General features: G+C 62.8%; 2 protein-coding genes (1 of these 2 cut by a window edge). Both read right to left on the bottom strand.

Going from position 1 to position 24,606, the window contains the following annotated elements:
• On the bottom strand, positions 1-15,112 hold the 5' portion of the coding sequence (locus AC54XV_RS13655) for an amino acid adenylation domain-containing protein (protein WP_496718899.1). The gene continues 2,669 nt to the left of window position 1, outside the view; 15,112 of the gene's 17,781 nt are visible here — the first part of the coding sequence; it begins with the start codon at positions 15,110-15,112; its stop codon lies beyond the left edge, outside the window.
• The gene (locus tag AC54XV_RS13650; RefSeq protein ID WP_496718897.1) at positions 15,109-24,606 is read right to left on the bottom strand and encodes a non-ribosomal peptide synthetase; all 9,498 of its coding nucleotides are present in this window, start codon (positions 24,604-24,606) and stop codon (positions 15,109-15,111) included. Before AC54XV_RS13650 ends, AC54XV_RS13655 begins: the two co-directional genes overlap by 4 nt.

The raw sequence follows: 24,606 nt of genomic DNA, 5'->3' as shown, positions 1-24,606 counted from the left end.
TCAACAGGGTCTGCAGCGTCGGGTGGTGTAATTCACGGCTGAAGGCATATTCGGCCACCGGGGTCGGCAGAAACGCCACCTGCAGCGGCTGGGCCAGCCACCAGTCGAGCAGCACATCGAGCTGTTCGTTGCCAATCTCCGCAGGCGGCAGGTGCAGCACCGCACCGGCACACAGCGCAGGCCAGACTTCCCAGGCCATGGCGTCGAAACCGAACCCGGCAACGCTGGCGGTATGACTGCCGGCACGCAGGTTGAAGGCTTCACAGTGCCAATCCACCAGATTGTTCAGCGTGCGGTGCTCGACCATCACGCCCTTGGGCAGCCCGGTGGACCCCGAGGTGTAAATCACGTAAGCCAGATGCTGCGTGGTCATTTCCGGCACGGACGGGTTGTCGGTGCGCTGTGACCAGTCCGGGCGATCAAGCGCGATCACCGGCACCTGCAGTTCGGGCAAACGTGTCAGCAGGTCGAATTGAGCCAACACCACCATGGGTGTGCTGTTCTCCAGCAGGTAGCTGATGCGTTCATCCGGATGGCCAGGATCGACCGGTACGTAGCACGCCCCGGCTTTGAGCACTGCCAGCAGACCTGTCAGGGTCTCCAGACCGCGCCGCGCGACCACCGCCACCCGGTCGTCAGGACGTACGCCCAGCCCGATCAGGTGATGGGCCAATGCGTTGGCACGGGCGTTCAACTCGCGATAGCTCAAATGCTGATCGCCCGCCTGAGCGGCCAATGCGTTCGGCTGATCAAACGCCTGCTGTTCGATACGTAGATGAACCGGCAGCGGGCACTCCGCCGTAAGGCGATCGGCATTGAAGCCATCGAGCAGTTCGGTTCGCTCGGTGCCGGGCAGAATATTCAGTGCCTGAATCGGTTCCGAAGGTGCCTGTTCAAGGGCGTCGACCAGCCCCTCCACGGCGCAGGCAAGATACGCACAAACACGTCGGGCATCGATGCCTTTCGAGGTCAGCGCAGTCAGGTCGAACGCCTCGCCCAGATCATCGACGCTGAGCGTCAACGGATAGCTGCTGCGCTCGCCCGACTGCAACAGCTCAATGCCCTGCCAGGCCTTGCCGGCAGCCTCGTTTGCCTCACCGGGCACCGCGCTATGGCGGTAGTTCAACAGTGCACTGAACAACGGTGCGCCTGCAGGCAAGGCGCTGCAACGCTGCGCGATTGCCAGAGAAGCCTGTTCGTGGGCAAGCAATCCGGTCAGGCGGCGGTGGGTCTGTGACAGAGCATCGCGTGCACTCTGATCGGCCAGGTCGATGCGCAACGGCAAGGTGTTGATGAACACCCCGAGCGTGCGGTCGGCGCCCTCGCTGCCGTTCAAGCGACCCAGCAGTACGGTGCCGAACACCACGCTGTCACGCCCGGACAATCGGCCCAGTACCTGAGCCCAGGCCAGGTGCATCAGGCTGGCAGGACTGACACCCAGCTGCCGCACCTGATGACGCAACCGCCTGCTCAGGTCCGCATCCAGACGCAGTCGGGCCTCGCCTGCAACCTCCGGCCCTGGCAACCAGGTCTGGGCGTAGGCCAGGGTCGGCTCATCCAGATCGCCCAATTGCTCGCGGAAGAACGTTTCATGCGCATCGTCACCCGCCCCCAGCAAGGTCTGCGCGATGTAGTTGCGGTAAGGCACTGGCGCAGGCAGTTGCGCTGCCTCATCGAGCAGCACCGCCTGCAATTCCTGGCTCAGCAGGTCCAGGGCAACGTGGTCCATGATCAAGTGATGGAACAGCAGGACCGCGACGATACGCCCGTTGTCCGGGTCATCGGCGTGGATCAGCCGCAGCAGCGGTGCACGTACAAGTTCCAGCGGCTCGGGATTATCCAGCGCCGCCAGCGGCACCTCGATCACCGGCAGATCGGCATGTCGCCAGACCACTTGCACAGGCGTTTCCAAGCCTTCCCAGCACAGTGAAGTGCGCAATACGTCGTTGCGGGCGATGACCTGTTGCAGCGCCTGGCTGAAGGCCTCCAGTCGCGAGCGGTCGGCAAAGGCGAAGCGTGCCTGCAAGCGATAGGGATCATCCTCGGCGGCGGACAGGTAGTGATAGAAAATACCCGCCTGCAAAGGCCCCAGCGGGTAGATGTCCTGAATATTGCTCGCACCGCCGGTCACGCTGGCGACAACGCGATCGATACCTGCCTGATCCAGTTTCACCAACGGCAACAGGTCCGGGGTGATTGATGTGCAATCGGTACCGATCAGGTTGGCCGGAATCTTCACCTGAGCGCCGCTGCCGACGGCACGCGCCAGGGCGGCCAGGGTCGGCTGGGCAAACAACACGCGAATATCGGCATCCATGCCACGGCGACGCATGCGTGCGATCAGAGTAACGGCGAGCAGCGAATGGCCGCCGAGTTCGAAGAAGTGATCGGTGCGCCCTACCTGCTCGACTTGCAGCAAATCGCTCCAGATGTCGGCCAGGGCCATTTCCAGCTCGCCTTGCGGCGGCTCGTATTCACGCCCTGGCATGGCGTCGCGATCCGGCACCGGCAAGGCACGTCGATCGACCTTGCCGTTAGCGGTCAATGGCCAGGCATCGAGGCGCACGAACGCACTCGGCACCATGTAGCCCGGCAGACGGTCCAGCAGGTCGGCACGTAGCCTGGCGATATCAAGGGCCGAGCGCGGGCCTTGCTCAATGAAGTACGCCACCAGACGTGACTGTCCAGGTTCGTCCTCGCGCGCCACCACCAGCGACTCCTCGATACCCGGCAACGAGGTCAGTTGCGCCTCGATTTCGCCCAGTTCGATGCGCATACCGCGGACTTTCACCTGATCGTCGTTACGTCCCAGGTAGTCCAGCGTGCCGTCGGCATTCCAGCGCGCCAGATCGCCGGTGCGGTACATGCGCGCCTGCGGGTTATCGCAGAACGGGTCACTGAGGAAGCGTTCGGCAGTGAGTTGCGGCTGATTCAGATAACCCCGCGCCACGCCTTCACCACCGATGTACAGCTCGCCGGCAACACCGGTCGGCACCAGTTGCTGCTGCTCATCCAGCAGGTACACGCGGGTGTTGGCGATCGGCTTGCCGATGTCGAGGCTGCCGTCAGGCAACAGACGACCGGAGGTCGCGACCACCGTGGTTTCGGTCGGGCCATAGTTGTTGATCACGGCAAAACCCGGCTCACGGTGGAACTGCCGCAGGCGATCGCCGCCGATCAGCAGCGTGTGCAGCGTCGGGTGGTAGAGCTCGCGGCTGAACGCATATTCGGCCACCGGTGTCGGCAAAAACGCCACCTGCAGGGGCTGCGCGAGCCACCAGTCGAGCAGCAGGTCGAGCTGTTCGTTGCTGATCTCCGCTGGCGGGATGTGCAGCGTTGCCCCTGCACAGAGCGCCGGCCAGATTTCCCAGGCCATCGCGTCAAAACCGAAGCCGGCCACAGTGGCCGTGTGGCTGCCGGCGTGCAAAGCGAACGCCTGGCAATGCCAGTGGACGAGATTGGCCAGCGTGCGGTGTTCGACCATCACGCCTTTCGGTTGTCCGGTCGAGCCGGAGGTGTAAATCACATACGCCAGATCGCCGGGCGTCTGGCCCGATACCAGCGGATTTGCCGGTTTTTCAGGCCATTGAGATCGATCAAGCGCGAGCAACGGCACCTTCAGTGCAGGCAGGCGCGCCATGAAAGCCTGTTCAGCGAGCACCACTACTGGCGCGCTGTCGGCCAGCAGATAGTTTATGCGCTCATCGGGGTGCGCCGGATCCACCGGCACATAGCAGGCACCGGACTTGAGCACGGCCAGCAGGCTCACCAGCGTGTCCAGCCCACGGCGCGCGACGACCGCGACGCGATCATCCGGGCGCACGCCCAGGCTGATCAGATGATGGGCAAGGCTGTTGGCCTGACGGTTCATCTGTGCGTAGCTCAGTGACTGCTCGCCGACCCTGGCGGCAAAGGCTTCGGGCATGCCTTCGGCGCGTGCTTCTATCAGGGCATGAATGGTCTGACCTTGCGGCAGACTCACCGCGCTGGCGTTGAGGCTTTCGAGCAGATACTCGCGCTCCTGCAGGCCCACCAGCGGTATATCAGCGAGCACCACCTGCTGGTTATTCACCAGCGTGCGCAGCAACTGTTCGAAATAGCCGCAATAGCGCTGCACCGTTGTCTCGTCGAACAGCGCAGTGGCGTAGTCCAGCGTACCGAACAAGGCATCACCCTGTTCGCCGAGGTTAAGCGACAGATCGAACTTGGAGACCTGACTCTGCTGCTCGACCGTCGCCAGCGACAGCCCGTCCATCTCCGGTAACGCAGTTTCCCCGGCCAGCCAGTTGAGCGTCGTCTGGAACAAAGGCCCGTGGGCGAGGCTGCGTGTCGGCCGGACGATTTCCACCACCTGCTCGAACGGCAGGTCCTGGTGGTCCTGAGCCTCCAGGACCCGCGCCCTGACCTGTGCCAGCAGCACATCACCGGTGGGTGCCGATGCCGTGTTGATGCGTATGGCCAGCGTGTTGACGAACAGGCCGATCAGCCCTTCCAGCTCGGCGCGACCACGGCCCGCGATCGGGCTGCCGACCACCACCTCGGCCTGACCTGAAAGCCGCGCCAGCAGTGCGCCCCACGCAGTCAGCAAGGTCATGTACAGCGTGACACCTTGCCGCTGAGCCAGCGCACGCAGGCCGGCAGTCAGTTGCCCATCCAGCCGTACATTGAGGCTGGCACCGGCGAAATCCTGCTGCGCCGGACGCGGCCGGTCGGCTGGCAGGGTCAGCAGTGTCGGTGCGCCTTCCAGCGCCTGCCGCCAGTAGGCCGCCTGGTGTTGCAGGCGCTCACCGCTCATCCAGCCCTGCTGCCAGACCGCATAGTCGGCGTATTGAATGCTCAGCGCTGGCAGTGGATCGGCCTCGCCACGGCGCAGCGCCGGATACAACGCATGCAGTTCGCGGGTCAGCACGCCCATCGACCAGCCGTCGGAGACGATGTGGTGCACGGTCAGCAACAACACGTGCCGCTCGTCTTCCACCTGCAGCAGGCAGCCACGGATCAGCGGCCCCCGCGTCAGATCAAACGCTGCGGTGGCCTCTGCTGCAACGCGTTCGGCCAGGGTTTGCGGGTTTTGACGCAGGTCTTCGATGTGCAGGAACGCCATGGCTGTCGGAGCTGTGAACACGACTTCAGCCCCCTCCTCGCGGGCAATGAAGCGGCTGCGCAGGGTTTCGTGGCGCTCGACGATCCGCCCAAGCGCGGCTGTCAACGCAGCGACATCCAGCGATCCTTGCAGACTGAGGGCCAGCGGGATGTTGTAAGCCTGATTGCCGCCCTCCATTTGTGCCAGAAACCACAAACGCTGCTGGGCAAACGACAGCGGTAGCGACTGATCACGTGGCGCAGGCAGGATCATTGACAGCTCACTGCGTCCGGCACCAGCCAGCGCACTGGCCACGGCTGCCAGTTCGCCCAGCGCGAAGAGTTCGCCCAATGGCAACTCCATGCCCATCTGCTGACGCACCTGCGACACCATGCGCATGGCCAGCAGGGAATGCCCGCCCAGATCGAAAAAGTGATCGTGACGACTGACCCGCTCGAGCTGCAGCACTTCAGCCCAGATCTGCGCCAGAGCGATTTCAATCTCGCCCTGCGGTGGCTCGTAGGCCAGTCCCAACAGCGACGAGTGATCCGGTTTGGGCAGCGCACGGCTGTCCAGCTTGCCGTTGGCCGTCAACGGCAAAGCGGTCAGCTCGACAAAGGCCCCAGGCACCATGTATTCCGGCAGGTTAGCCTGCAAGTGAGCACGCATTTGCTCGGGTGCAGGTGCCTCGGCGTCCAGTCGACTGGTGAAATAGGCAACCAGACGCACCTGCCCCGGCTCATCCTCGCGCGCCAGAACCACAGCCTCCCTGATACCAGGCAATTGGTGCAGGCAATTGACGATCTCGCCCAGCTCGATACGGAAGCCGCGGATTTTCACTTGGTCATCGTTGCGTCCCAGACATTCCAGCTGACCGTCCTCCAGCCAGCGGCCCAGATCGCCGGTGCGGTACAGCAGCGCGCCGGGCTGATCGCTGAACGGGTCGGCAATAAACTTCTCTGCCGTCAGGTCCGGGCGATTCAGATAACCGAGCGCCACACCATCGCCGCCAATGTAAAGCTCGCCAATCGCCCCCAACGGTGTCAGGCGCTGATGAGCGTCGAGTACGTAGACCGTCGTGTTACCGATAGGTCTGCCGATCGGAACCGACTCGGCGTGATCGGCCAGCGCTCGGACTTCGCAGGCTGTCGCGAAGGTGGTCGTTTCCGTGGGGCCGTACGCGTTCAACAGGTGCAGGCCCGGAGCCTGGGCAAGCAGCGTGCGGAAGCTCGCCGGATCGGCGCGCTCACCGCCGGAAAGCAACAGCCGAAGACCGCTGAGTGCCTCGGGGATCAGTTGCACGTACTGATTGAACAGTGCGCTGGTCAAGAACAGCACGCTGACATTGCCGTGACGCAGGGCCGCGCTGAAACGCATCGGGTCGATCAGCGTGGTGTGCTCGATCACCAGCAACTGTCCACCGTTGAGCAAGGCACCCCAGACTTCCATGGTGCTGGCATCGAACGCCGGGTTGGAGGCAAAGGCGATGCTGTCCTGCTCGTTGAAGTCGGCATAACCGTTGTTCAACACCAGCCTGGCAATGCCGCGATGGGCCACACGTACGCCTTTCGGAGCCCCCGTCGAGCCGGAGGTATACATGACGTAAGCCGCGGTGTCGGACGCCTGAGGCAGACCCGGATCATGCGCAGGCTGGTCGTCAAGGTTCAACTGGTCCAGATCGATGCGTTGCACCGTCGAGCCCAGCGAGGTAGCGCTCTGTGTCAGCACACATTTCGCCTGGCAATCATCGAGCATGTAATGCTGGCGTTCGGCAGGCGCATTGACGTCCAGTGGCACGTAGGTCGCTGCGCATTTGCCGATCGCCAACTGGCTGATCAGCAGTTCCAGCGAGCGCGGCAGCAAAATCGCCACATGCTCGTTGGGCCGCACACCTTGTCCCAGAAGATAGTGAGCCAGGTGGTTGGCGCGTTCGTTCAACTCACCATAAGTGAGTGAGCGGCGGCCATGCACGGCCGCCACTGCATGCGGATGCAGCGCGGCGCGACGCTCGAACAGACGGTGCACGGGCTGCCCGCGTGGGTAGTCACGCCGGGTATCGTTGAACGAGACCAACAGACGCTCGCATTCTGCCTCCGGCAGCACCGATGATTCGATCAGAGCTGTTGCCGATTGCTGCTCCAGGGCCTGCACCAGATGGACAAGGGCTTGTTGCACGTAGGCGCAAATCCGTTGCGGATCAATACCCGGCGCAGCCTGGGCTGTCAGGCTGAAACCATCGCCGAAGTCATCGATACTCAAAGTCAGCGGGTAGTTACTGCGCTCCTCTGCGTGCACGACCTCAATCCCTTGCCATGCCGTGTTGTTCGCCTGGTCATCGACCTCAGGCACAGCGCTGTGGCGGTAATTGAGCAGCGTATTGAACAGTGGCGCGCCAGCCGGCAAGGCACTGCAGCGCTGGGTCAGAGCCAACTGAGCGTGCTCGTGGGCGAGCATCCCGACCAGACGACCATGAAGGTCGAGCACCGCACTGCGCGCGCAATGCCCGCCCAGATCCATGCGCAATGGCAAGGTATTGATGAACACCCCCAAGGCGCGCTCGCCCCCTTCACCGCCGCGCAGGCGTCCAAGCAGCACGGTGCCGAATACCACGCTGTCACGCCCGGACAACTGGCCCAGTACCTTCGCCCAGGCCAGGTGCATCAAGGTGGCGGCACTGACACTCGACTGCCTTGCCTGATCGCGGATCTGCCGGCACAGGTCGCTGTCCAGCGTGAGCCGTGCATCGCCAGGAATCTGCTCTGCGGATGCCATCGCCAGGCCGTAAGGCAAGGTCGGTTCATCGATATCGCCCAACTGCTCGCGGAAGAACGCTTCATGGGCGTCCTCGCCAGGCCCTTGCACAACGTGGGCGATGTAGTTTCGGTAAGGCACGGGCGCTGCAAGCTGAGCTTCGTTGTCCAGCAGGATGGCCTGCAACTCATGGCTCAATACATCAAGGGCGATGTGGTCCATGATCACATGATGGTAGCGCAGCACCGCTGCGATCTTTTGGTTGGCCGGATCATGGGCATAGACCAGCTGCAGCAGCGGCGCCTGCGTCAGGTCCATGCGCGGCGCATTGAACAGGTCTTGCAAGGCTGTTTCTTCAACCCGCAGAGGCGCTTGACGCCAGACCACTTGTACCGGTGCTTGCAAACCTTCCCAGAACAACCCGGTGCGCAGAATATCGTTGCGCTCGATCACCCGCTGCAAGGCATGGCAAAAAGCCTCGAGACGCGAGGAATTGGCAAACGCGAACTGCGGCTGCAACAGATAAGGATCGCGGTCCCCGGCGGTCAGGTGGTGATAAAGAATACCGGTCTGCAACGGGCCCAGCGGGTAGATATCCTGCACATTCGCGGCACCGCCCGGCACCCGCGCCACGATACGCTCAATGGCGGGCTGATCCAGCGCCACCAGGGGCAGCAGTTCAGGGGTGATGCGCTGGCAGTGCGCATCGATCAGGTTGGCCGGCACATTGATTTCAGTGTCGTGACCGACGGCCTCGGCCAACGCCGCCAGCGTTGGCTGGACAAACAGAACGCGAATGTCCGCACGCATGTCCAGACGACGCATACGCGCAATCAGGGTCACGGCCAGCAACGAGTGGCCGCCCAGTTCAAAGAAATTATCCTGACGACCGACCTGCTCCACACGCAACAGCTCGGCCCACAAGCTTGCCAGAGCGATTTCGATCGGTCCTTGCGGCGCTTCATAGGCCCGGCTGGCGATGCTGTCGCGGTCCGGTGCCGGCAGGCTTTTGCGGTCCAGTTTGCCGTTCGCCGTCACCGGCAGGCTGGCCAGCCGTACATAGGCGGCAGGCACCATGTATTCGGGCAGCAGGCCCGACAGCCAGGCACGCAACTGTTCGATATCCAGCCCGGCTTTATCTTCAGCCGAGGTGTAATAGCCAACCAGTCGTTTGTCTCCCGGCACATCCTCGCGTGCCACTACCACAGCGTCGAGAACATCTGGATGATCGTTCAGGCGCGCTGCGATCTCACCCAGTTCGATACGGAAACCGCGAATCTTGACCTGTTCGTCATTACGGCCCATGTATTCCAGACTGCCATCGGCCAGCCAGCGGCCCAGGTCACCGGTACGGTACATCCGCGCATTCGCTGCGTTGCTGAACGGGTTGTCGAGAAAGCGTTCAGCCGTCAGAGCTTCACGGTGCAGGTAGCCCCGCGCCACACCGGCACCGCCGACATACAGCTCGCCAACCACGCCCATCGGCACCGGCTCGCCGCGTGTATCGAGAACATACAGCTGCAAATCGGGAATGCGTCTGCCGATCGGGCTGGCGCCGAGGCGCTGGGCGTCTTCGGCCTGCAACGGGTAATAGGTCACATGCACCGTGGTTTCGGTGATGCCGTACATGTTCACCAGTTGTGTGCCGGCGTTCACGTTGCGGGCATACCACGGCTTGAGTATCACGGTGTCCAGCGCTTCACCGCCGAAGATCACCTTGCGCAACGAATGCGCCTGGCCGTTCTTGCCCTGTGCAGCAATCAGCTGACGGAACGCACTCGGCGTCTGGTTGAGCACCGTCACCCCGGTGCTGCACAGCAGTGTGTAGAAATCTTCGGGCGAGCGGCTGACCAGTTGCGGCACAATCACCAAATGCCCGCCATGCAGCAACGCGCCCCAGATTTCCCAGACCGAAAAGTCGAAGGCGAACGAATGGAACAGCGCCCAGACATCCTGCTGGTTGAAACCGAACCATTCTTCGGTGGCCGAGAACAGTCTCGCGACGTTGCGATGTTCGATCATCACGCCTTTGGGCTTACCGGTGGACCCGGAGGTGTAGATCACATAAGCCAGGTTGCCGGGCGTTACCGGCACCTGCGGATTACAGACGGATTCGTCCTGCAAGTCGTCGTCGAGACAGATAACCGGCACTTGCGAGACTGGCAAGGTGCCCTGCACTGACCGCTGACTCAACAACGCTACCGGTGCGCTGTCGTCGAGGGTATAAGCCAGACGTTCAACAGGATAAGCCGGGTCCAGCGGCACGTAGGCGGCACCGGCCTTGAGAATCCCCAGCAGGCCGGCGATCATCTGCAGGCCGCGATGGGTGCAGATGGCGACCCGGTCGTCCGCACCGATGCCCATGTCAATCAGGCGATGCGCGATCCTGTTGGCCTGGGCGTTGAGTGTCGCGTAGCTCCACGACTCCTCTTCATAGCTGACGGCAATCGCATCCGGCGTGCGCTGCGCTTGCGCTTCGAACTGGCTGTGCAGCGTCTGTTCTTGCGGATAAACCGCATCAGGTGCATTGAACCCGTCGGTCAACTGCCGACGCTCGGCCTCCGACAACAGCGGAATGTGGCTCACCACCGTCTGGCTGTCAGCCACCATGGCCCGCAGTATCGCCTCCAGATAATTCAGGTGGCGCTCGATGGTGCCGTGGTCAAACAGCGCTGTGGCATATTCCACGATGCAGCGGAAATGATCAGGACCATCGCTGACGCTCAACGCCAGGTCGAATTTTGCGAATGCGGCCTGTTCATCCAGCGGTTCGAGCTGCATATCGCCCAGTTGCAATTCCAGCCCCTGGCTGCCGTCCCAGGTCAGTGATGCCTGGAATAGCGGGCTGTGCGCGAGGCTGCGCGGCGGCCGCAGACGCTCCACGACCTGTTCGAAAGGCAGGTCCTGATGATCCTGCGCTTCCACCACGCGGGCCTTGATGCGCTCCAGCAGCGTCACCACATCCGGCTCGCCCGACGTATCGACACGCACGGCCAGGGTATTGACGAACAGCCCGATCAAGCCTTCGATTTCGGCACGACGGCGGTTGGCAACCGGCATGCCGACGACCACCTCCTCCTGTCCGGACAGCCGCGCCAGCAATACGGCCCATGCGCCCATGAACAGCATGAACGGTGTCACCGACTGCGCCTGACAGAAGGCTCTGAGGTCGGTGCTCAGACGCGGATCGAGATCCAGCGCGACGCTGGCCCCGGTGTAATCCTGATGCGCAGGACGTGGACGGTCGGTGGGCAGGGTCAGCAATACCGGCGCTCCCGTCAGCGTCTGCTGCCAGTAATCGGCCTGATGACTCAATCGCTCGTCGTCCAGCCAGTTGCGTTGCCATACGGCGTAATCGCCATATTGCAGCGCCAGTGCGGGCAGCGGGTCCTCTTGCCCTTGACTGAATGCCTGGTAGAGCGCGGTCAGTTCGCGGGTCAGCACGCCCAGCGACCAACCGTCGGCAACGATGTGATGCACGGTCAGCAACAAGACGTGACGGTCTTCAGCCAGACACAGCAAACGGCCTCGGATCGGCAGGTCGTGCTGCAAGTCGAAGGGCTGCGCGGCCTCTTCCCTGATCACGGCCTGCAGCGCTTGTGGGTCCTGATCACGTAAGTCCTGCCAGCAGATGCGCGGCACTTCAGTCACAGGCGCGGCCTCTACCCAGGCATTGTCGTCCTCCTGACTGAAGCGGCTGCGCAGGCTGTCGTGGCGGGCCACAATGCGCTCCAGCGCACGCGTCAAGGCACGGCTGTCCAGTGGACCGCTCAATTTCAGGCCCAGCGAGATGTTGTAGGCGCTGTTGGCGTCTTCCATTTGCGCCATGAACCAGATGCGCTGCTGAGCGGAAGACAAGGGTAGCGGGCCGTTGCGTGGCTGCACGTCGATGGCCGGCAACTGACTGCGTGCGGCAGCGCTCAGGCAGTGTGCGACCGCGATCAGCGAACTGTCGGCAAACAGGTCGCCAAGGGCCAGTTCCAGTGCCAGGCGCTGACGCACCTGAGAAACCATGCGCATGGCCAGCAACGAATGACCGCCCAGCTCGAAGAAACGATCATGACGCCCTACGCGCTCGACCTGCAGCAACTCGCTCCAGATCAGGGCCAGTGCGCTCTCCAGATCGCCTTGCGGGGCCTGATATTCGCCGGTCGACAACGCGGTGCGATCGGGTACCGGCAAGGCACGGCGGTCGACCTTGCCGTTGGCCGTCAGCGGCCAGCTTTCCAGGCGTACCAATGCGCCGGGCACCATATAACCCGGCAGACGGGCCAGCAGCGCGGTACGCAATTGCTCCACGGTGCTGGAAGCAGCGCCTGCGCGTTCAGTGAAGTAACCCACCAGCCGCGGTTGCCCCGGTTCGTCCTCGCGAGCAAGCACCAGTGCTTCCTCGATACCCGGCAATTGGCTGAACTGGTTTTCGATCTCACCCAGCTCGATACGCACCCCGCGAATTTTCACCTGATCGTCGTTACGACCCAGGTATTCCAGGGTGCCATCGGCATTCCAGCGCGCCAGATCGCCGGTGCGGTACATGCGCGCCTGTGGTTGCCCGGCGAACGAGTCATGCACAAAGCGTTCTGCAGTCAGTTGCGGCTGATTCAGGTAACCGCGGGCCACACTGTCGCCACCGATATACAGCTCACCCGGCACCCCGAGCGGAACCAGCTGTTGGCGCTCATCAAGCAGATAAATCGACGTGTTGGCGACCGGCTTGCCGATATCCAGGCTGCCGTCGGGTAATAAACGACCGGAGGTGGCGACCACTGTGGCTTCGGTGGGACCATAATTGTTGATCACCGCAAAGCCTGGATCGCGATGGAACTGGCGCAGCCGGTCACCGCCGATCAGCAGCGTGCGCAGGGTTGGATGACGCAGATTGCGACTGAAGGCGTATTCGGCCACGGGTGTGGGCAGAAAAGCGACCTGCAATGGCTGGGCGATCCACCAGTCAAGCAGCGCATCGAGCTGTTCATTGCCGATCTCGGCCGGTGGCAGGTGCAGCGTCGCCCCGGCGCACAAGGCTGGCCAGATTTCCCAGGCCATGGCGTCGAACCCGAAGCCCGCCACGCTGGCGGTATGACTGCCCGCACGCAGATCGAAGGCCTCACGGTGCCAGTCGATCAGATTGTTCAGCGTGCGATGTTCGACCATTACGCCCTTGGGCTGGCCGGTCGAACCCGAGGTGTAGATCACGTAGGCGAGATGGGTCGAATCGAGCGCGTCGATGTGAGGGTTGTCTTGCTGCTCTGGCCAGCTTGCCAGGTCCAGTTCGATCAGCGGTGTGTTCAATCCCGCCAAGCCCAACCCTTGCAGGCGTTCGACAAAGGCCGGTTGAGCCAACACCGCAACCGGCGCGCTGTCGCCGAGCAGATAGGCAATGCGCTCGTCCGGGTGCGCCGGATCGACCGGCACATAGCCCGCACCGGCCTTGAGCACCGCCAGCAAGCCGACCAGCGTCTCCAGGCTGCGTCGTGCCACCACCGCCACGCGGTCATCGGGTTGTACGTCAAGACCGATCAAATGATGAGCGAGCGCATTGGCGCGCGCGTTCAGCTCGCGGTAGCTCAGGTGTTGTGCACCTACCTGTGCGGCAACAGCATCAGGCTGCTGCTCTGCCAGTTGCTCGATGCGCTGATGAATCGTCAGTCTGCGTTCGTAGTCGGCACGTCGGTCATTGAAGTCCAGCAGCAATCGCGCACGCTCGCTGGCGGGCACGATATCAAGCTGATCGACCGGCATTTGTGGCGTCTGCTCCAGCGCATCGACCACGCTTTCCATGGTCCATTGCATATAGGCGCAAATATTGTGCGGGTCGATGCCTGCGGTGGCCTGTGCCGTCAAGCCAAAGGCTTCGCCCAGATCATCGACGCTCAGCACCAGCGGATAATTGCTGCGCTCCTGAGCCTGCAGCACCTCAATGCCTTGCCATGTTTCACCGGACGCCTGCGCCGGCGCGCTGTGGCGGTAGTTGAGCAATGCGTTGAACAACGGCGTCGGCGCTTTTACCCCACTGCAGCGCTGCGCCAGTGCCAGCGGTGCGTGTTCGTGGCGCATCAGCGCGGTCAGGCGCTGGTGGGTGGCGCGCACTGCGGCTTGCACGCCCTGCTCGTCCAGATCGAGGCGCAGCGGCAAGGTGTTGATGAAGATACCCAGCGCCCGCTCTGTGGCTTCGGCACCCAGCAGGCGCCCCATCAGCACGGTGCCGAACACAACCCGCGACTGTCCGGCGAGGCCCGCCAGCACCCGTGCCCAGCCCAGGTGGAACAGGCTGGCGACACTGATGCCCAGGGTTCGCGACTGAGCGCGCAGGCGCTGACACAATTGCTGATCGAGGGTGATGCTGTGTTCTTCGATTGCATCGCCCTCACCGCTCAAATCCTGCAGACCGTAGGCCAGCGTCGGTTCGTCGAGATCACCCAGCATCTCGCGGAAAAACGCTTCATGCTGAGCCTCGCTGACACCCAGCAGCGCTTGCCCGACATAGTTGCGAAACGGTACCGGCACGCCCAGCATTTCGGCTTGTCCCGACAGACAGGCCTGGACCTCATGGCGCACGACCTCAAGAGCGCTATGGTCCATGGCAATGTGGTGGAACAGCAGCGTAGCCTCGACCCGCTGGCCTGCTACGGGTGCATGGCAGACCAGGCGCATCAGCGGGGCCTGGCCCAGATCCATCGTCAGGTCTGCCGCGAGCGGCGAGCTGTCGACTTTCAGTTCAGCGTGGCGCCAGACCACCTGCACCGGGGTTTCCAGCCCCTTCCAGTGTACTGAGGTGCGCAGAATGTCATGCCGGGTGATGACGCTTTGCAGCGCCTCGGCGAACGCGTCCCGACGCGCCTGATCAGAAAAGGCGAATTGCACCTGCATGACATAGGGATCGCCTTGGGTGGCGCTGACGTGGTGATAAAGAATGCCTTGCTGCAGCGGCGCCAGCGGGTAGATGTCCTGGACATTCGCGGCACCTCCCGGTATCGCGTCCATCAACAGGTCGATAGCCGCCTGATCAAGCTTCACCAGCGTCAACATTTCAGGGGTGATTCGCTCGCAACCCTGCTCGATGCCGTTGGCTGGCAATGCCGGTGCGCCACGCTTGCCGTTCTGATAATCGCCTTGTTCGATGAGCTCGATCAGCGCCGGCTTATGCTCACGCAGATGCTCCAGCAAGCCGTTATCGGTCAAGGCACGGCGATTGCCCTGCACCACCAGTTGACCGTCCTTGACCGTCAGGTGGATTTCGTGAGCTTTGAGTGTCGCCAAGAGTTCGTTGATGCTCACAGGGTAATCTCCATGTTCTCTGTGATGGCTGCGTAGCCCGCCAGCGTAGGTTGTTCGAAAAGCGCCCGGACGTCGGCCTCGATGCCTTCCTGGCGCAGGCGCGCAGTCAGGCTCACCGCCAGCAGCGAATGACCGCCCAGCTCGAAAAAGTTGTCGTGACGGCCTACCTGCCCGACCCCGAGCAGTTCGCTCCAGAGCCTGGCCAGCAAGACTTCGGTTTCGCCTTGCGGTGCTTCATAAGGGCGGGTCAGGAGCGCATCCTGCCCGGGCGCAGGCAGCGCCTTGCGATCCAGCTTGCCGTTGGGGCTCAGCGGCATGGCGTCCAGATGCACGAACAGTGCGGGCACCATGTAATCCGGCAACTGCGCACGCAGCACTTCACGCAAGGTCTCGACCGGCAACTGTGTGCCGGTGTAATAGGCCACCAGCCGTTGCCCGCCCGGTTGCTCGTCGCGCACCAGCACGATGGCCTGTTCGATGCCCGGATGGCTGATCAGGCAGGCCTGAATATCGCCCGGTTCGATGCGTAATCCGTGGATCTTCACCTGATCGTCATTGCGGCCAAGGAACTTGAGGTTGCCGTCTGCCCGCTGGCGTACCAGATCACCACTGCGGTACAGGCGGTCGCCTGCTACGAAAGGGCTGTCGATAAAACGTTCGGCATCGGTCTTCGGCAGGTTCAGATAGCCACGCGTCACCCCGGCACCGCCGATATGCAGCTGGCCGATAACCCCCTGCGGTACGGGCTGGTCATAAGCGTCGAGCACATACAGCCGTGTGTTGCTGATCGGACGCCCGATAGGCAGGGCAGTGTCCGGCACGGCTTGGTCGGGTTGCAGCGTCCAGACACTGCAATCGACTGTGGTTTCGGTCGGGCCATACACGTTGTGCAGGCGCACCTCCGGCAAACGTTTGCGCAGCTGCGCCGCCATCTCCACGGTCAGCTCACCGCCCCCGCAGACAACGTCGGTCAAGCTGCTGCACGCGCTGCTCTGCGGCAGATCGAGGAACTGCTGTAACAGCGCAGGAACGAACTGCACCACGCTGACCTGGCGCTCCTGAATCACTTGCGCCAGGTAGGCAGGATCGCGCTGGCCGTCAGGGCGGGCCAGCACCAGTGGAATACCGCTGCTCAGGGGCCAGAAGATCTCCCAGACCGAGGCGTCGAAGCTGATCGGGGTCTTTTGCAGCAAGACCGTGCCCGAGGCAGGTGGGCACAACACCGAGCTCCACTGCACCAGGTTGCTGACATTACGGTGCTCGACCATCACCCCTTTCGGCGTGCCGGTGGAACCCGAGGTGTAAATCACATACGCCAGATGCTCTGCCGTCAGGCCGGGAACACGCGGATTCTGATCACGCTGCGCGTCCCAGGTCACGCTGTCCAGATCGATCCGCAGCGCGTGCTCGTCGTCGAGCAGATCACGGGTACTGCCCTGTACCAGCAAGGCGACCGGCGTGCTGTCCTTGACCATGTACTGCAAACGCTCGCGCGGGTAACCCGGATCCAGTGGTACGTAAGCGCCACCGGCCTTGAGGATCGCCAGCAGCCCGATCACCATCGACAGGCCGCGCTCGACACAGATCGCTACCCGTTGATCAGGCCGCACGCCCAGATCGATCAGGTGATGCGCCAGGCAGTTGGCCTGCTCGTTGAGCTGGCGATAGCTCAATTGCGCACGTCCGGCGCGCAGGGCAATTGCCTGCGGCGTGCGTACTGCCTGGGCTTCGAACAGTCCGTGCAGGGTTTGCTGAAGATCGTGATGGATCGCTGTGGCGTTGAAGTCGACCAGCGAACGCTGCCGCTCCTCAGCGCCGATTACCGACAGATGCTGCACCGGCAGATCCGGCTGGCCTTCAAGGGCGTCAAGCATGGCCGTCAGCGTCTGCTGCACATAAGCACAGATACGTTGCGCCCCTACCCGGGGTGGCACGGTAACGCTCAGGCGCAGGCTGCCGCCCAGGTCGTCGACGTTGAGGCTCAACGGGTAGTTGGTGTGCTTCTCGCTGGTCAGAATTTCCAGGCCTTGCCATGCATCGAGCTGCGCATCCTGGCGCGCCTGGCCAGCTGCGTGTCGATAGTTGAGGATTGCACTGAACAACGGTAATGGCGCTGCCACCCCGCTCCAGCGCTGTGCCTGAGCCAGGGATGCGTGCTCATGGCCAAGCAGTGCCGCCAGTCGGGCATGCGTGTCGCGTGCTCCGTCGCGTACGCTGATGTTGCCCAGATCGACCCGCAGCGGCAGCGTATTGATGAACATCCCCATGCCACGATCAGCACCCGCACCGCCCTGCAGGCGACCCAGCAGCACGGTGCCGAATACCACACGGTCATTGCCGGTGGCCGCGCCCAGAACCCGCGCCCACGCCAGATGCAACAGACTGGCGACGCTGACACCCAGTTGCCGCGCCTGAGTGCGCAGGCGCTGTAGCAACGCATCGGGCAGCATCTGCCGGGCTTCCTCGATGCAATGGCCGTCACCCTGCACATCGCGCAGATCGAATGGCAATGTCGGCTCGTCTATATCGCCCAGTTGCTCGCGGAAATACGCCTCATGCTCCGCTTCGCTGACACCCAGACGCGCCTGGGCCACATAGTTGCGATACGGCACGGCGGGCTGCGTCGGACCCGGCTCGCCGCGCAGATGGGCGAGCATTTCCTCACGCATGACTTCCAGCGCAGTGGCGTCCACCACAATGTGATGGAACAGCAGTGTTGCCGACAGGCCAGGACCGGTCGCGTCCGGGCAGTAGGCCAGACGGATCAGCGGCGCACAGCTCAAGTCCATGCGTGCCGAACCCGCCGGGGTGTCGATTTGCGCCATTGGCACACGCTCGACAAGCAGATCCGCCTGGCGCCAGACCACCTGTTGCGGCGTCTCCAGCCCATCCCAGACGATCGCCGTACGCAGACTGTCGTGCCGGGCGATGACTTCGCGCAAGGCAGCGGCCACCGCCTCAAGACGCTCCTGACTGTCGACGTTCATGCGCAATTGCAGCAAGTACGGGTCGCCCTGCTCGGCAGTCAGATGGTGATAGAGGATGCCTTCCTGCAGGGGCGCCAGCGGGTAGATTTCCTGAACATTGGCCGCGCCGCCAGGCACTGTGGCGACAATGCGCTCAATGGTCGTCTGGTCGAGCTGTGACAGGCTCAGCAGGTCCGGCGTGATGTATGTGCAGCCCGCCGGAACGCGATTGAGCGGCGTCGGGATTTCACGCCCTTTGCCCACCGATGCGGCCAGCGCGGCGACGGTCGGCTGACCGAGCAGGACGCGTACATCGACGCTGAGCCCGGCATTGCGCAGGCGCTCGACCAGACTGACCGCCAGCAGCGAATGGCCGCCCAGTTCAAAGAAGTTGTCATGCCGGCCGACTTTTTCCAGGCCAAGCACGTGCGCCCAGAGATCAGCCATGAGGATCTCTGTTTCACCCACGGGTGCCGCGTAGGCCTGGCTGGTCAGCGCTTCCAGCTCAGGGTCCGGCAAGGCCCGGCGGTCGAGCTTGCCATGGCTGGTCAGCGGCAGCGCGTCCAGGCGTGTGAAGGCCAGCGGCACCATGTGTGCGGGAAGACGTGCACGCAACGCCTCGCGCAGCGCTTCGGGTTCGACGGGCGCGCTTTCGGTGAACCAGGCCAGCAAACGTTCACCGCGCACCAGCACCACGGCGTCCTGCACCTCGGCCTGACTGGCCAGCGCCGTCTCGATTTCGCCCAGTTCGATGCGCATGCCGCGGATTTTCACCTGGTCGTCATTGCGTCCCAGGTAGTCGAGGCTGCCATCGGCATTCCAGCGCACCAGATCGCCACTGCGATACAGGCGCGCCTGCGTTGCGGCGCTGAACGGGTCGGCGATAAAACGCTCTTCGGTCATTTGCGGACGATTCAGATACCCACGGGCAACCCCCGCGCCACCGATATACAGCTCGCCGATGACACCCACCGGCACCGGCTGCAACTGCTCGTCCAGCACATACACGCGAGTGTTGGCGATCGGGCCGCCGATATGCAACGGCCCGCACGGCTGCACGGCACCAGAGGTCGCCACCACAGTGGTTTCAGTCGGGCCGTAGTTGTTGATCACGGAGAAGCCAGGGTCGCTGTCGAACTGACGCAAACGGTCGCCACCGATCAGCAGCGTGCGCAACGTCGGGTGCTGGCGCGGGCGTCTGAAGGCCTGTTCGGCCACCGGGGTCGGCAGGAAACCGACCTGAAGTGGCTGTTCCAGCCACCAGTCGAGCAACTCATCGACGTGCTCGTTGCCGACCTCGGCCGGTGGCAGATGCAGCACCGCACCGGCACACAGCGCTGGCCACACTTCCCAGGCCATCGCATCGAAGCCGAAACCGGCCACGCTCGCCGTATGACTGCCAGCCTGCAGAGCGAACGCCTGGCAATGCCAGTGCACCAGATTGACCAGCGTGCAGTGCTCGACCATGACGCCCTTGGGCTGGCCGGTGGAGCCGGAGGTGTAGATGACATAAGCCAGTTTTTGCGCATCAAGGCCCGCAACGCAGGGGTTATTGCCGGAAGAACCCAGCCAGTCCGCCTGCTCGATGTTCACCCGTTCAGTATCGCCGGCCAGATCGTGGGTCGAGTTTTCAGTCAGAACCACGCGAGGCGTACTGTCCTGCAGCAGGTAGGCAATACGCTCGGCCGGATAGACCGGGTCGACCGGCACGTAGGCCGCACCGGCCTTGAGCACCGCCAACATGGCAACCAGGCGTGCGGGACCACGGTGCAGGCACAGGGCGATGCGTTCATCGGTTTTGACGCCCAGGCCAATCAGATGATGGGCCAGGCGATTGGCGCGCTCGTTGAGCTGAGCGTAGGTCAGTACATGCCCCCCCTGAATCACCGCAGGGCTGTGCGGCTGGCTGGCAGCCTGCGCTTCGATCAACGCGTTGACGGTGCAGTCTTGCGGGAACGGCTGCTCGCTGCCGTTGAAATCGAGCAACAGATGGTTGCGCTCTGCCGCGTCAAGAATCGGAACGTTTTCCAGCCGCAGCGGCAGCGCCTGTTCCAGCGTGTCCAGCAGATGCTCCAGCGTGTTGAGCACCCAGCCAGTGATACGCTCGGCACCCATACCCTGCTGCGCCAGCATATGCAGGTCGAAACCTTCGCCCAGATCGTCCACACAAAGGGTCAGCGGATAGTTGCTGCGTACATCACCACCGAGCACCCGCACGCCTTGCCAGAGCCCCTCGCCGTCCTGCGGTTTTACCTCAGCGCTGTGACGATAATTGAGCAACGCACTGAACAGCGGTGAACCTGAAGCCACCGCGCTGCAACCCTGAGCGAGTACCAGCGAAGCCTGCTCGTGAGCGATCAACGCAGACAGCCTAGCGTGAACCGCCTTGACGGCTGAACGAGTGTCCAGCGCTGTATCCACGCGCAGCGGCAAGGTATTGATAAAAACACCGAGCGCCCGATCAGCGCCCTCACCACCCATGCGTCCCAGCAACACAGTGCCGAACACCACGTCGCGACGATTGGCAAGTACGCCCAGAACCCGCGCCCATACAACGTGCATCAGACTTGCAGCGCTCACCCCGAGCAGGCGTGCCTGCTCGCGCAGCCGCAGGGCCAGTTCAGGGTCCAGAGCACGTCGCTCCTCTTCGATGTCACTGCCGCCGACGTGCACGTCCTGTATGCCGAAAGGCAGGGTTGGCTCGTCGACGTCACCGAGCATTTCAGTGAAAAACGCTGTGTGGCTTGCCTCGTCATTGGCCAGGCGTACTTGCGCCACGTAATTGCGATACGGCACCGGCGTCTTCAGGTCATAGCGGTGACCGAACAGCAACGCCTGCATCTCACGGCTGACGATCTCCATCGCAGTGTTATCCAGCACCAGGTGATGAAAGAGCAGAACGGCAACGGTTTCGCCGCTCGACGATTGCTGGGCATGCACCAGACGCATCAAGGGAGCCTGAGTCAGATCCAGTCGATGATGACGGGCGTCGAACTGGCGTTGCAGGCGATCGATAACGGTCGATTCGGGGTCTTCGGCTTCGAACTCGATGGCCTGTACCGTCAGCTCGGCGTTACGCCAGACCACCTGTTGCGGGCTTTCCAGCCCTTGCCACACCACCGAGGTGCGCAGGATATCGTGGCGGTCGATGACTTCCTGCAAGGCTGCGGCCCAACTGTACAGGCGCTCTGGCGTGTCGAACGCCAGACGCCATTGCAGCAGATAGGGATCGCCCTGTTCTGCGGTCAGGTGGTGATAGAGAATGCCTTCCTGCAACGGTGCCAGCGGGTAGATCTCCTGCACATTGGCAGCACCACCCGGCACGCTGGCGACGATGCGATCAATGGCTGACTGTTCAAGCGACACCAGACTCAACATGCCCGGAGTGATCTGCTTGCAGCCTGCCGGAATAAGGTTTGTCGGCACCTTGAAGGTGCTGACGTCCGCCTGGCATGCCGCCAGAGCGGCCAGTGTCGGCTGGCTGAGCAGCACATGCACATCCGCCTTGAGTCCGGCCTTGCGCAGTTGCTCCACCAGACTGACGGCCAGCAGGGAATGGCCGCCCAGTTCGAAAAAGTTGTCGTGCCGCCCTACGCGCTGGATGCCCAGCACCTGCGCCCAGATGGCCGCCATGGCGATTTCCACTTCGCCCTGCGGTGCTTCATAAGCGTTGCCGAGCAGGTACGCCGGGTCCGGGTCAGGCAGCGCACGGCGGTCAAGTTTGCCGTTGGCCGTCAACGGCAGTGACGCCAGCCGGGTAAAGGCGCGCGGCACCATGTAGCCCGGCAGGCGTGCGCGCATTGCCGGTCCCAGCGTGTCGATGTCGACCGTGGAGGTTTCAGTGAACCAGGCCAGCAGATGGAGATCGCGAACCAGCACGACTGCGTCTTTCACGCCGTCCAGACTGGCCAGCACCGCCTCGATTTCGCCCAGCTCGATGCGCATGCCACGAATCTTCACCTGGTCGTCGTTACGCCCCAGGTAATCCAGGCTACCGTCGCGGTTCCAGCGCACCAGATCGCCACTGCGGTACATGCGCGCCTGCGGCATATCGCTGAACGGGTCGACAACAAAGCGCTCGTCGGTGAGTTGCGGCTGGTTCAGATAGCCCCGCGCAACACCCTCGCCGCCAATGTAAAGCTCACCGGGAACACCGACGGGCATCGCTTGCAAGTGCTCATCGAGTACGTAAACACGGGTGTTGGCGATGGGGCCGCCAATGTGCAGCGAGCCGTTGGCCAGCACTTGACCGGAGGTAGCGACAACGGTGGTTTCGGTCGGACCATAGTTGTTGACCACGGCATAACGGCGGTTGTGAGTGAACTGCCGCAGGCGATCGCCGCCGATCAGCAGGGTGCGCAAGGTCGGATGGTCCTGGCTCTGGCTGAACGCATACTCGGCCACCGGGGTGGGCAGAAAGCTCACGTCCAGCGGTTGGGCGCGCCACCAGTCGAGCATGGCTTCAATGTCCTCGCCACTTTCCTTGACCGGCGCCACATGCAGGGTTGCACCAGCGCACAGGGTCGGCCAGACCTCCCAGGCCATCGCATCGAAACCGAAACCGGCCAGGCAGGAGGTATGACTGCCCGCCTTCACATCGAAAGCCTGGCAGTGCCAGTCAACCAGATTGGCCAGGGTTCGATGCTCCACCATCACGCCCTTGGGCTGGCCAGTGGAGCCGGATGTGTAAATGACGTAAACCAGATTGTCGCTGCCCAGCCCCGCTACCTGCGGATTTTTTTCGGCGCCCTGGCCGTCGATGCAGTGGTCCAGTTCGATCAGCGGCATTGCCAGCGGCGGCAGACGCTCGATCAGCGAAGACAGGGTCAGCACCACCACCGGCAAACTGTCACTGAGCAGATAGTGCAGGCGTTCGCGCGGGTGCGACGGATCGATGGGCACATAAGCCGCCCCCGCCTTGAGAATAGCCAGCAGCCCTACCAGGGTTTCCAGACCACGGCGCGAAACGATTGCCACGCGATCATCAGGGCGTACGCCCTGGTAGATCAGACGCTGAGCCAGCGCATTGGCCTGACAGTTCAGTTGCGCGTAGGTCAGGTGTTGCCCTTGAAAAATCGCCGCCACGGCATAGGGACGGGTACGGGCCTGTTGTTCGATGCGTCGATGAATCAGTTGCTCGTCGCCCGTAACGCGTTCAGTCTGGTTCCAGGCTGTTAGCTGCAATTGTTCGGCAGGTACTGACAGGTGAAAGTCCTGAATCTTCAGTGCCGGGTTTTCCAGCCCCTGCTCCAGAATGTGCAGCAAACGTCCGGCGATCGCCTGGGCCTCGTCATCTTCGATCCAGGCACGGTGGTGAACCAGGTGCAGTGAGGCTTCGTCGTTGCAACTGTTGCTGCGCAAGTGCACGGCCAGCGGCGTCGCCTCGTAGCCATTGGACACCTTTACAGTCTGCGCCTGCGCATCGGTGTAGCAGTAACCATGGTCTTCCAGCTCGTAGGACACCGACACTTCGAACAGTTGCGCCCTTCCCTCACGTGACAATTCGAGGCTGCGATTGAGCTCGCTCAAGGGGAAGCGCTGATGACGGAAGTCACGTTTCAGTGCGTCGCGCACTTCGACCACCAATGCACCAAAGTCCAGCCCTTCGTCGAAGGCCATGCGCACGGCACTGACCTGAGCGAAGTGACCCAGCGTCGCCTTGAAGCGCGCGCCACTGCGATTGAGCAGCGGCAGCCCGACAATCCACTCGTCACGTTGCGCAGTGCGCGTGAAATAGACATGCAGAACCGCCAGCAGTACATGAAACGCAGACGAGTTGTGACGCTCGGCAAATTGTTTCATGCGCGCATGCAAGGTACCAGGAAGCGGCTGCACCCAGGCGTGGGACGGCGCCGGGTCATTCGCTCGGCGGTTGTGATAGCGCGACACCAGCAACGGCTCCGGCAAATCACGGTATTTTTCCAGCCAATAAGCCCTGTCCAGCGAATAGCGTTGCGACGCCTGATAACGTGCATCGTCGGCAATGAAGTCGCTGTAGCCCGGTGCAACCAGTTCGAGGTCTTTACCTGCCATCAATGCGCTGTAAAGCTCGCCGAGGGACTTGAACAACAGTCCGAAACCCCAGCCATCGAGAATCAGATGGTGGGCCTGGCCTGCCAGCCAGTGGCGGTCATCAGCCAGACGGATCAGACAGAAGTCGAGCAACGGGCTGCCATCGAGCACGTACGGGCGGCGCATGTTGTCATTGATCAGCGCTCGCGCTGCCTGTTCCGGCTCGGGATAACCGCTGACGTCGTGCAACGGCAAGGACACCGGCAAGCAAGCCGCGTACGACTGAAGCGGCATGCCATCCGCTCCGGCACCGGGCATCAGGACCGTGCGCAGCACTTCATGTGCGCAAACCAGTTGCTCCAGCGCCTTGTGCAGCGTCACCGGGTCGACCGCTCCAGACAGTTGCAGGTAGCCGCCGATGTTATAAAGCGGGGAGTCACCGCGACTGATCTGATCAAGCCAGACGTCGCGCTGAGCAGCGGTCAATGGGTAGGTTGCGGCGCTGGTGGCGAGCAT

It is taken from the genome of Pseudomonas fragariae (ex Marin et al. 2024), from assembly GCF_059621105.1.
This window is presented reverse-complemented; position numbering and strand designations above follow the sequence as displayed.